Genomic DNA, 12,002 nt, shown 5'->3' on the forward strand with positions numbered 1-12,002 from the left:
GCGATTAATTGGTATTTAAAAATGCGTGAATATTCTCCAATTGTTCTTGTGCTTCGACATAGCCTTGCAAGGCCGCTTTTTCCAAATATTGCTGTGCAATTTTAAGATCACGCTCTACGCCCATGCCATGAATATATAAATAGCCCAATCGCGTTAACGCCGCAGCATTCATCCCCTGAGCCGCTTGTGCATAATAGCTATGCGCTTGGGTTAAATCTTGCTGTACACCTAAACCATGTTCTGACATTTCACCAAGCTGGTACAAGGCAGTCACATTTCCCAATGCTGTCGCTTGCGAGAAATACTGCAACGCTTGTTGGAAATCTTGTGTTCCCCATTGTCCTTTTAAATTAACTAGACCTAGTTGCGTGAGTGCATCAGGATGACCTAATTTTGCCGCCTTCAACAATGCTCGCTGGGTTTGAGCTTCATCAAACTGTAGATCAGGCAAGATATTTTCCACAGCTAAACGGTAGAGATACCAAGCAGCATCCTGCGAACCTTGTTCTGCGGCTTTTTCCAGATAACTCAGACACTGATCACGGTGTGGTAAAGGATATTCTGGCAATGCATAAAAACGTCCAATCACATAATTCTGATCGGCGACACAAGTAATGGACATATCATTTAAGTGTCTTGCCGCTTCAACTAAAAGTTGCTGCGCTTGCTTGATATTTCGCTCAACACCGACCCCATGTAGATAGCATAGGGCCAAACCAACTTGGTTAATCAATAAGGGTTTGAATTGATACGCTGTTTGATATAACTCAAATGCTTTTTGCGGATCATCACGAACCAAATACTTTTCAAAATACAGTGCGGCAATAAGACTAATCGCTTCAGCATCTTTAAGTTGAGCAGCTTCGGTCAGAAAGCGAAAACCTAAAGTTTCCTGCTTCTCCAAGTACCAACCATGAAAATGTGCAATGCCTAATAATCGGCTGGCTGCTGCAACTTTGTGCTCTTTGGCCTGCTGCAAAAGATCATGATAAACCCGCTGACGCTGATCGACGTCGATTTTACCCATCAATACTGCTTGATAATATTCATACAACTGCTGCTGGTGCCCGAGTAGCAATCCTCGCTTTAAATATTGCAATGACTTTTCATCATTTTGTGCAAGATACTTTCCTTGAGCATAGAACTGCTGCAATTGCTGAATAGCCGCCATATGGTCTTGTTGAGCAGCTTTCAGTAAATATTCCACTCCCAAAGTAATATTTGGCGTGGCTTGGTTTAAATAGAACTGTGCCAATTGATACTGTGAATTGGCATGTCCATTGTCCGCATTTTTTTGCAACAAATCTAAATGTTGCTGCTCGGCATGTGTTTGATCTTCTGGGTTTAATTCGGCGAGTCGATATTGTGCATCCAAATGACCGCGTGAAATCGCATGTCGATACCAATATTGCGCCTTTTCAATATTGGGCATACCGCCATAGATACCTTCTTCAACTTGCCCCAACACATATGCAGCATCATCACTACCTAAACTATTGGCTTTTTCCAATAAAGCCAGCGCATTTTCCACACTGACTTCTCGGCCTAAGCCTTGTAAATGCATCTGCCCCATAGCGACATAGGCCTGCGGAATTTCATGCTGTTTGGCCAAATTTTGATACAACTCATAGGCACGCGCATAGTCGGTTGGTGCATCAAGCATTAAACGTTCTGCAAATTTCAGCTGTGCATCTAATTGGTCTATCCACAAGTCATGCCCAACCGCTTTAGCCTGATCGCGTTTCACTGGATCGGGTCTTTTCCACATCCAAAACGCAAGTGCTCCCATCCCCAAAATTAGTATCAGTAAAAACCACATACTCGCCCCAAAAAAATCAATATTTTAATTATTCCAACATTGTGTCTGATTTTAATTCTATATACAAAAAAAGCACCGAATTCGGTGCTTTATTTTTTTCAAAATGAGATAGCTGTCATGCTTTTGCTCGTTTTGCATCAAGTTTTTTGAGCACCTCTGACACAGCCACCATCGCAAAGCTGGACGTCACGACTACTGCTGAACCATATCCACCACAACGTAAGCCTGCACTTGGACAAACATCAGCACTGGAAAATGGATTATCAATCGAATAAACACAGGTAATCCCAAACTTTTCTTTCGGCTTTTTACAAATGCCTTTGCCGCGTAATTGTGTCCGCAATTTAGCTAACATCGGGTCTTGCTCTGTTCTTGATAAATCTGCGACTCGGATTTTCAGCGGATCAAGTTTACCCCCTGCTCCACCGGAAACGATCAACGGAATTTTATTAAAACGGCAATGTAGCATTAAGGCAAATTTGGCCTTCACATCATCAATACAATCTAAAATTAGGTCAGGAGCACCTGCCAAAATTTCTTTGACATTTTCGGGTGTGAGATAATCATCAATCAAATTTATTTTGATTCGGGGATTGATCGCACGGCAGCGCTCTGCCATCACTTCAATTTTTTCATGTCCCAATGTCGTGCTCATGGCAGGCAATTGTCGATTAATATTCGATGCAGCAACGACATCCATATCGACCAAGGTCAGCTCACCAATACCAGTACGCGCTAAAGCTTCGACCGCCCATGAGCCTACACCACCAATCCCTATCACCATGACATGACTTTTTTCATAATGATGAAAACTTTCATCACTATATATTTTGGCTACGCCAGCAAAACGGCGGTCATATTCATCATCTTGGAGCAGTTCAGTCATAGGTTTGGAGGCAGTGTTAAATCAGCCGCCATTTTAGCAAATTTGCTACTTATTTTCTTTGATAAAACGCAATTCAGCAGTCAGCGCAACAGAGCGGCATTCGCATCAGGTCTAAATCCATCAAAATAAACATTTACAGCAAACGGAGGTCTGCTTTAAAAAGTATAACCATAGATCTCAAACTCAAGTGTGTATTGCCATGGACATCCATCCTCTGCCAAATAATTTAAAAATTACCGATGACAAAAATGAAATGGATTTAGACACCGTGCATCGCTTTTTAAGCCATACCTATTGGTCAAAAGATATTCCAAAACATGTGGTGAAAAAAGCGATTGAAAACTCTTTGGCCGTAGCCTTACTTCTCGATGATGAACTCATCGGTTTTGGTCGTGCCATTACGGATTATGCAACTTTTGCTTATTTAGCCGATATTTATGTAGCCGACGAGCATCGAGACAAAGGCTATTCAAAATTAATTGTGAGTACTTTATTTGAAAAATGTGGCTCCGCAGATCTAAGACGCATGTTGCTTGCAACGGCGGATGCACATGGCCTATATCGCCAATTTGGCTTTACCGATTTGGCTCAGCCTGCAAATTTTCTCGAGATTCATCAAGCCAACATCTATCAACGATAGAGAAAATATCTCGGATAAAAAAAGAGGCTTTCGCCTCTTTTTCGATCTTACAACCTTAGTCTTTATTCATAATAAAGAAATATTCACGGTAGTATTTGAGCTCTGCAATCGAGTCACGGATATCATCCATCGCTAAATGTGAAGCATTCTTTTTCAAGCCACCCATGATCTCTGGGCGCCAGCGTTTCGCCAATTCTTTCACTGATGATACATCGAGATTACGGTAGTGGAAGTATTGTTCCATTTCAGGCATTAAACGATGCAAGAAACGACGATCTTGGCAAATTGAGTTACCACACATCGGTGATGATTTTGGATTCACCCATTTTTTCAAAAATTCTAAAGTTTGCTGTTCAGCATCTTGTGCTGTCAATTTACTACGACGTACACGTTCGATCAGACCTGATTGACCATGTTGGCGAGTGTTCCATTCATCCATCGCATTGAGCACACGGTCAGACTGATGTACCGCAAGCACAGGCCCTTCCGCCAGAATATTTAAATTATCATCCGTCACAATTGTTGCAACTTCAATAATCTGGTCGTTATCTGTATCTAGACCTGTCATTTCAAGGTCAATCCAAATCAGGCGTGTATCAGGTGTGCTGCTCATAAATGTGCAATCTTGTTAGGCTGTAAAAATGAACATAGTAGCAAATTTATTGGGCTTGCGCTGTAAATAGACCCTGCTTTCATGCTATTTTTGCCATCTAGTTTTCATGGTTTTTTAGGATATGAATGGCTTTAATTCGTAAGCGCCGACTGACTGAACAGCAGCAACGTCGCATTCAGAAGCAACATAAATCTCGTCAGGAAGAAATCGATACTTCTGCAGATTTGGAAGGCTTGGTCGTCCAACATTATGGTCGTCAACTTGAAGTTCAAGCGCTGTCTACACCCGACCAGCATCCTGAAAAACCCATTGTGCAAGCAGGTGAACCTGAACCACATTGGAAACCCATCGAATTAGGCAGTGTTTGGCGCTGCCATACCCGTACCAATCTCGAATTATTGGTGACGGGTGACCGTGTCAAATGGCAAGCTGACCCGATTACAGGTTTAGGGATTATTACCGCGATTCATCCACGCCAATCTTTACTGACACGCCCTGACCGTTATCACAAAGTGAAACCTGTCGCAGCCAATGTCAGCCTGATTGTGATTGTATTTGCACCGCTTCCTGAGCCAGCACCTGGCCTGATTGACCGCTATTTGGTGGCCTGTGCAGATGCTGATATTCCAGCCTTATTGGTCTTAAATAAATCAGACTTACTTAAAGACAACGATCCGATCTTAACGCTATTACAAGAATATCGTGACTTGGGCTATGAGGTCATGCAAACCCAATCTGATGGTGACTTAAGCGCACTTTCTGCTCGACTTTCTGGTGAAACTGTCGCATTTGTAGGTCAGTCTGGGGTTGGTAAGAGCACTTTAATTAATGCCATTGTTCCGGATGCTGCGCAAAAAACCAATATTATTTCGGAAAACTCCGCGCTCGGTCAGCACACCACCACCTCTACGCGCTTAATTGCGTTTGGTGAAGGTTCTGCATTGATTGATTCACCAGGAATTCGTGAATTTGGTTTATGGCACTTAGAACTTGAAAAAGTTCAACAAGGTTTCCCTGAGATCGAGTCACATTTGGGTTATTGTCAGTTCCGTAACTGTACGCATAAACATGAAAAGCAATGTGCGCTTAGAATGGCGGCTCAAAATGGAGAAATTTTACCGCGCCGATTAGACAGTTATTTACGTCTGATCGACGAAATCACGGAAGCGCAGCAAAAAAATTAATTTTTATTCTGTTCATGCCCTTGAAGGGGTGATTTTGATCACCATATTTATGGGCTATACTCTTGGCAATTTAAAATTGTAGTTAGGTGAATTGTGGAACGTTGGTTCGAATTTATGGGGAATCACCCCTTCTTATTTGGAACGCTGGCTGTATTGGTCGTGCTGTTCTTTATTCTTGAAGGCCAGCGTAATGGTCGCAAAATTTCACCTCAATCTTTAGGGATTTTAGTTAAAGCTAAAAATGCTCAATTGATTGACTTACGTGATGCGAAAGACTTCCGCGAAGGTCATATTAGCGGTAGCCGTAATATTCCATATAGCCAAATTACAAAACACATTGAAGAGTTAAAAACTTCTGATCGCCCGTTGGTTTTTGTATGTAACCTTGGTCAAGTGGCAGGTTCTGCATTGCAACAAGTCGGTCATGCAGATGCATACCGTTTAGACGGCGGCATTAGCAACTGGAAAGCTCAAGGCTTACCTCTAGTTAAAAGCAAATAAGCGCTTCTTAGGAGATTAACATGGCTGAAGTTACGATTTATTCAACAACTGTATGTCCTTACTGCATTCGTGCAAAACAGCTCCTAGAGCGTAAAGGCGTGGCTTATAAAGAAATTAATTTATCAAATGAAGCGCCTGAAGTACGTGTTGAATTGATGCAACGCACCAACCACCGTACCGTTCCTCAAATTTTTATTAATGATCAGTTTATTGGCGGTTTTGATCAACTTTATGCTTTAGAGCGTGAAGGCAAACTCGACAGCATGCTATCTTAATTTTAAACATAAATCGTCACCTCATATTAAGGAATAAACAATGAGTGAAGAACAACAAGCTCAACCACAATTGGCATTAGAGCGTATTTATACTAAAGATATTTCTTTCGAAGTACCTGGGGCTCAAGTATTTACTAAAGAATGGCAGCCTGAACTAAATATCAACCTTTCTTCTTCTGCAGAAAAAGTTGATCCAACACACTTCGAAGTTTCACTAAAAGTTGTCGTTCAAGCGAACAATGCGGGTGACACTGCATTTATCGTTGACGTTACTCAAGCAGGCATCTTCCTGATCGATAGCGTTGAAGAAGAACGTCTTCCGTACATTCTTGGTGCTTACTGCCCAAATATCTTGTTCCCATTCCTACGTGAAGCTGTGAACGATATGGTTACTAAAGGCAGCTTCCCACAATTATTGCTTACACCAATTAACTTCGATGCTGAATTCGAAGCGAATTTGCAACGTGCGCAAACTGCTGCTGAAGGCCAAGCTTAATCGCTTATCTTCAAATCTAAAAAAGACCGCTTTTGCGGTCTTTTTTATTGCCTTTTAGCTTCCCCCTTTACTAAAAGGGGGAATGAGGGGGATTTACTTCTACTTAACAAAATCCCTCCCACCCTCCCTTTTAAAAAGGGAGGAGCAAATTACTCAGCATCTGCCATTAGATCAGCGCTCATACCTACAGTATTAAAGCCTGCATCAACATACAGAATTTCACCTGTAATACCATTTGCCCAAGGCGAGCAAAGGAACAATGCTGCATTACCGACATCTTCAATAGTTACATTGCGTTTAAGCGGTGCAACTTTTTCATTTAGATCTAACATTTTACGGAAAGATTTAATCCCTGAAGCCGCTAAGGTACGAATCGGACCTGCTGAAATCGCATTTACACGAATACCTTCAGCACCAAGACTTGTTGCCAAATAACGTACGCCTGCTTCTAGTGACGCTTTTGCCATACCCATAACGTTATAGTTTGGCATTACACGTTCAGAACCTTGGTAAGTCAGTGTCAATAAACAACCTTGACGCGCAGCCAATAAAGGTTTTGCTGCACGAGCCATCGCAATAAAACTATATGCGCTGATGTCGTGAGCAATTTTAAAACCTTCACGGTCGGTAATATCAGTGAAATCGCCATCTAAAGTATGTGCCGGTGCAAAACCAATTGAATGCACAACACCATCTAGACCATCCCAATGTTTAGCAAGTTCAGCAAAAGCGGTATCAATTTCAGCGTCTACTGCGACATCACATGGGAAAACTAAAGTTGAACCAAATTGTTCAGCAAAATCATCTACACGTTTTTTTAATTTTTCGTTTGGATAAGTAAAAGCCAGTTCTGCACCTTCGCGATGTAAAGCTTGCGCAATACCAAATGCGATTGATAACTTACTTGCAATACCCGCGATTAAAAAGCGTTTGCCAGCCAATAGTCCTTGTGCCATGTGAAACTCACTCAAAATAATTTAACAGCATAATGCCAAGTCTAAAGCATTTTAGAAATTGCATAATGCACCTTTTTTTAGAAAACCATCATTGCATGCACGATGCGAATGAAACTAGATTCAATCAAGCGGCGTCATATTTATTGGCCCTTAAGCGTCCAGATGCAATGCTTGTAATGAATTACTCCATAAGATCTGTGCAATCTCAGATTCAGTACGGTTTAAGCTCTGAGCTAGCCCCTGCAAGACATAGGGCAAATTGACCGGCGTATTGCGGGTACGCCCTTCCGTCGAATGCTGACAACATAAGGGTGTCATATCGGGACAGTCGGTTTCTAAGACCAAATGATCTAAACCCAAAGTCTGAACCACTTGATGTAATTTTTTTGCATTGGGATTGGTGATTTGCCCTGTTACACCAATTTTAAAACCTAGCTTGGTAAATGCCTTCGCTTCTTCAACACCACCACTAAATGCATGTGCAATACCACCGAGCTTAAATTGATGCTTTTTCAACATCGAAAGCACCTCCGCATGGGATTTGCGAATATGCAGCAATATCGGTTTATCAAACTGCTGTGCTAATTCAAGTTGTGCGGAAAAATACTGCTGCTGCTTTTGAAAAAGTTCGGGCTGTTTATGCTGTTTCAAAAAGGTATCTAAACCTATTTCACCGACAGCAAGACAATCATGCTGCTTTAGCATCTGCTCCACATCGAGCAAATGTTCTGTACGATGTTGCTCAATATAAAACGGATGTAAGCCGGGAGCTAAATAGCTTGTTGGAACATTGGATAAACGATCTAAAAACTCTTGAGTATGCAGCAAATCTTGAAAACGTGACTGTACAAAACCAATTAATACCAAAGCATCGACACCCGCCTGTTTGGCAGCATACGCCAACTGTTCCCGATCAGCGTCAAAATCGGCAACATCAAAATGCGTATGCGTATCAAACAGTGAGTAAGTCATTGAACTAATTAATTTGCTTTTGCGGCTGAGGCTTCAACAGCTTCAACTGGAGGTAGATATTGCTTTTTCAATACACTTTGCAATTGATCATACGGAATGGTCAAACGTGGTAAACCCACCACATACGGCCCAATTTCATATTCGGCATATTGCAAAATTAAACCTTGCTGACTCAGATAAAAATTATCAGACAGTTTAAATTTCCAAATCTGTTCGTATTCTTGAATATTGTCTGCCAACTTGGCATCTTTCACCCAAGTTTTAAAGACTTCATAGCCCCGCTTTTCAAGCTCAGCACGTTGATTTGGCAATAATATGTCGTTGAGCTGCACCAATTTTTGAGTGCTTAAATCAAAGTTATAATATTGCTGTGCAGAAGAACCATGCGCTCCACCTAAATATGAACTGGTATTTAAAACCACTGTTGCCAAGGGTTTTTCAGCATTTAATATTTTAGGTTTAATCATCAAACTGATTTGCTGATTGGCACTTAAAGATTTCAATTCTTTATCTAAATTTAAGAACGCTTGCATGTAAGGCTGCGTGGCTTTTTCCAATTTTAATTTGGGCGTTTCAACCTTTGCCAAAGCAGATTTTGCTTCAGACGCTGCAGGAACTTCACTTGCAGCGGGAGCATCAGTACTCAGCGTTTTATCTTCTAAAGGCGATACAGATAGAATTTCACCTAACTGTTTTAGAATTTCCGCATCAATAAAGTCATCAATAAAGGCTTGATTACTGTTTAAGCGTTCAACTGAAATTTCAGGACAGACCCCGCCATCACATTCAGGTAAATTCAGTTGTAATTTTTCCGCATCACCAATCAGTTTTGCACTCAAATCTGGCTGTTCAGTTTTTGCTTGATCCGGCTTTTTTTCAGGTTCAGCTTGTTGTGGCTGACACGCCGTGAATGCAACAGAAACTGCCAATATTGAGCTTGCCCAAATTTTATTTTTTTGCACCATTGCTTCAACCTTTCATTTTGAATAATTGATATTTATTTTGGTAAATATCTTATCAAATTAAATACTTTCGTTGATTAGAACATATGCTGATAAACGTCAGCTTTCAATACTTGTTGTGTTTGCGCTTTGCTGAGATAAATATCCAGTTGTTTACTATCTTTGACAATTTCATCTGTACGATAATGCAAACCGATACCTTCTTGATCAAAGAACCAATCTGCTTGGCCCCAATAGAGTTTTTTCGGTGCCGATTTTTTGACATCTACCTCTTGTTCATCTAACCATTTGCTATAGGCTTGCTGCACAATAGCATCCATATTTTGCTGTTGCTTTGCTTCAATAATATCTAAAGGTTTAAGATTCTTTTTCGCACGACGGTCTGCCACAAAAAAATAATAACGCTCTTTGACCGTGATATTTTCCTGTTTGGTATCAACACCGATTTGCAGCAACACATATTGATTCCGTTGATAAGGAACTCGTGTGTACATGGCCAATTCATAGGCTTTATTGGTTTTAAACTCTGCCTGCCAAGCATCTGATTTTTTCACATACGCATCGACGGCTTGTTGGAGATTCATATTTTGCTTTAATGCAATCTGATCTTGTACGACGCTGGCCTGATTTTTTTCAATCCAACTATTCAACCACGTATCTACGGTCTGAATGGTTTGTATCTCTAAATCAATACAACTTTTATTTTCACAAAACGGTTTGGCAATTTTTGCTGCTTGCTCTCGAATATTTAAATAGGGCAAAACATCTGGATTGATCACGACCGCTTCAGAAGCGCCATCATCGGCCGGCTTTGTCGCTTTGTTTTCTTTTCCTGAATCACATGCACTGAGCAGCAAAACACTCCCCAAAAGTGCAAAAACTGTAGCATCCTTGAATATTTTCATGATGTCCTAAACGACCAAATGATTGCGTAATGTATGGATTTAAAAACTCTACCACAAAATAAAACAGCTTCACGAAGAAGCTGTTTTATTTCTGTAAAAGAACAACTTAGTGTTCACGTGTATTGCTGAACACGATATCCGGATAACGTTCTTGCATTAACTGTAAATTCACACGACTTGGTGCAAGATAAGTTAAATGACCACCGCCATCGACAGACAATTGGTCGTGTGCTTTTTTCTTAAATTCGTTGAATTTTTTCTCGTCATCACACGATACCCAACGTACGGTATTGATACTTACAGGCTCATAAATACAATCCACTTTGTATTCTTCTTTCAGACGATATGCCACCACTTCAAACTGAAGCACACCCACAGCACCCACGATTAAGTCATTACTGTTTTGCGGCATAAAGACCTGAGTCGCCCCTTCTTCTGAAAGTTCTTTTAAGCCTTTTTGTAGCTGTTTTGACTTCAAAGGATCTTTTAAACGCACGCGACGGAACATTTCAGGGGCGAAGTGAGGAATACCGGTAAAGTGTAAATCTTCACCCGAAGTGAAAGTATCACCGATTTGAATCGTACCATGGTTATGCAAACCGATAATGTCGCCCGGCCATGCTTCTTCAAGGTGCTGACGGTCACCAGCAAGGAACGTTAAAGCATCACTAATACGCACATCTTTACCTAGACGCACATGTTTCATTTTCAAGCCTTTTTCATACTTACCTGAACAGATACGCATGAATGCAATACGGTCACGGTGTTTTGGATCCATATTGGCTTGAATTTTAAAGACGAAACCTGTGAAGCCTTCTTCAGTCGCTTCAACTTTACGGTCTTGCGTCGGATGTGCTTTAGGTTCAGGTGCATATTGACTAAATGCATCCAACACATGGTCCACACCAAAGTTACCGAGTGCCGTACCAAACAAAACTGGCGTTTGGCGACCTGCCAAAAATTCATTACGGTCTAAAGGCTCGTTGGCCATTTGAACCAATTCCAATGATTCTTCAAATGCAGCCCAAGCGAGATCGCCAACTTTTTCACGCAAATCTGCATAGTCATAGCCATCACGGACTTCAATATCCGTAATGGTTGAACCGAAACCTGCCTTATAAACGTAGAATTTTTCTTCGAGTAGGTTAAATACACCGGCAAAATCACGACCTGTGCCCAGTGGCCAAGTAATCGGAACACATTTAATTTTTAAAACGTTTTCGATTTCATCAAGTAATTCTAATGGCTCACGAATTTCACGGTCCATTTTGTTGACGAATGAAATAATCGGCGTGTCGCGCATACGACACACTTCCATCAATTTGATCGTACGGTCTTCGACACCTTTTGCACCATCAATCACCATAAGCGCAGAGTCAACAGCGGTTAATGTACGGTAGGTATCTTCAGAAAAGTCTTCATGCCCTGGGGTGTCGAGCAAGTTAATCATCTTGTCTTTAAACGGGAACTGCATAACAGAAGTGGTGATCGAAATACCACGTTCTTTTTCCATTTCCATCCAGTCAGACGTTGCCGCACGATCAGATTTACGGCTTTTTACCATACCTGCAACCTGAATCGCCTGTCCCCATAACAACAGTTTTTCTGTCATTGTGGTTTTACCGGCATCGGGGTGGGAAATAATAGCGAAAGTACGTCGCTGAGCGACCTGTGTCGCTAATTCTTCTTTAAAACTCATGAAAGACACCTACTGCAAAACTCGCAGTGCAAAAGATCAGATCTGATCAATATGGGAAATTGGCGATATTGTATCAGATTGACCATTAAAAATA

The 12,002-nt window shown here is 41.2% G+C and carries 13 protein-coding genes; 5 read left to right on the forward strand and 8 right to left on the reverse strand.

Going from position 1 to position 12,002, the window contains the following annotated elements; translation table 11 throughout:
• Positions 1 to 4: 4 nt before the first annotated feature.
• Both LXF01_RS13790 and LXF01_RS13795 read right to left on the reverse strand, forming a co-directional pair.
• Positions 5 to 1,819, reverse strand: coding sequence for a tetratricopeptide repeat protein (locus LXF01_RS13790; protein ID WP_233944567.1), 1,815 nt, complete (start codon positions 1,817 to 1,819; stop codon positions 5 to 7).
• A gap of 115 nt (positions 1,820 to 1,934) precedes the next feature.
• Positions 1,935 to 2,705, reverse strand: a complete 771-nt coding sequence (locus tag LXF01_RS13795) for a tRNA threonylcarbamoyladenosine dehydratase (protein ID WP_180004537.1) — start codon at positions 2,703 to 2,705, stop codon at positions 1,935 to 1,937.
• A gap of 199 nt (positions 2,706 to 2,904) precedes the next feature.
• Here LXF01_RS13795 and LXF01_RS13800 point away from each other — a divergent pair, with 199 nt between their 5' ends.
• A complete protein-coding gene (locus LXF01_RS13800) occupies positions 2,905 to 3,345 on the forward strand; it encodes a GNAT family N-acetyltransferase (protein ID WP_233944568.1) in 441 nt (146 codons plus the stop codon).
• 55 nt (positions 3,346 to 3,400) lie between these two features.
• On the opposite strand, the gene orn is transcribed toward LXF01_RS13800, so the two are convergent.
• A complete protein-coding gene (gene orn / locus LXF01_RS13805; RefSeq protein WP_067763591.1) occupies positions 3,401 to 3,958 on the reverse strand; it encodes an oligoribonuclease in 558 nt (185 codons plus the stop codon).
• Between the two features lie 125 nt (positions 3,959 to 4,083).
• Here orn and rsgA point away from each other — a divergent pair, with 125 nt between their 5' ends.
• The 4 genes from rsgA (at position 4,084) to secB (ending at position 6,414) form a co-directional block, all read left to right on the forward strand.
• Positions 4,084 to 5,142 (forward strand): ribosome small subunit-dependent GTPase A, encoded by a 1,059-nt coding sequence (gene rsgA, locus LXF01_RS13810; protein WP_180004539.1) that lies wholly within the window; start codon positions 4,084 to 4,086, stop codon positions 5,140 to 5,142.
• A 93-nt stretch (positions 5,143 to 5,235) separates the two neighbouring features.
• A complete protein-coding gene (locus tag LXF01_RS13815) occupies positions 5,236 to 5,643 on the forward strand; it encodes a rhodanese-like domain-containing protein (protein ID WP_078189639.1) in 408 nt (135 codons plus the stop codon).
• Positions 5,644 to 5,663: 20 nt separating this feature from the next.
• Complete coding sequence (grxC, locus tag LXF01_RS13820; RefSeq protein WP_078192689.1) at positions 5,664 to 5,918, forward strand: glutaredoxin 3; 255 nt, start codon at positions 5,664 to 5,666, stop codon at positions 5,916 to 5,918.
• 40 nt (positions 5,919 to 5,958) lie between these two features.
• Complete coding sequence (gene secB / locus LXF01_RS13825) at positions 5,959 to 6,414, forward strand: protein-export chaperone SecB (protein ID WP_078189641.1); 456 nt, start codon at positions 5,959 to 5,961, stop codon at positions 6,412 to 6,414.
• A gap of 149 nt (positions 6,415 to 6,563) precedes the next feature.
• On the opposite strand, the gene LXF01_RS13830 is transcribed toward secB, so the two are convergent.
• The 5 genes from LXF01_RS13830 to LXF01_RS13850 form a co-directional block, all read right to left on the reverse strand.
• Positions 6,564 to 7,370, reverse strand: coding sequence for an enoyl-ACP reductase FabI (locus LXF01_RS13830; RefSeq protein WP_078189642.1), 807 nt, complete (start codon positions 7,368 to 7,370; stop codon positions 6,564 to 6,566).
• Positions 7,371 to 7,520: 150 nt separating this feature from the next.
• A complete protein-coding gene (locus LXF01_RS13835) occupies positions 7,521 to 8,342 on the reverse strand; it encodes a TatD family hydrolase (protein ID WP_233944569.1) in 822 nt (273 codons plus the stop codon).
• Between the two features lie 8 nt (positions 8,343 to 8,350).
• Positions 8,351 to 9,307 (reverse strand): RsiV family protein, encoded by a 957-nt coding sequence (locus tag LXF01_RS13840; RefSeq protein ID WP_180084685.1) that lies wholly within the window; start codon positions 9,305 to 9,307, stop codon positions 8,351 to 8,353.
• A gap of 74 nt (positions 9,308 to 9,381) precedes the next feature.
• Entirely contained in the window at positions 9,382 to 10,209 is an 828-nt protein-coding gene (locus LXF01_RS13845; protein ID WP_233944570.1) for a hypothetical protein, read from the reverse strand.
• 106 nt (positions 10,210 to 10,315) lie between these two features.
• Entirely contained in the window at positions 10,316 to 11,908 is a 1,593-nt protein-coding gene (locus LXF01_RS13850; RefSeq protein WP_233944571.1) for a peptide chain release factor 3, read from the reverse strand.
• Between the last annotated feature and the right edge of the window lie 94 nt (positions 11,909 to 12,002).

The sequence above is a fragment of the Acinetobacter sp. SH20PTE14 genome, assembly GCF_021391555.1.
In the GTDB taxonomy this organism is placed as follows: Bacteria; Pseudomonadota; Gammaproteobacteria; order Pseudomonadales; family Moraxellaceae; genus Acinetobacter; species Acinetobacter amyesii.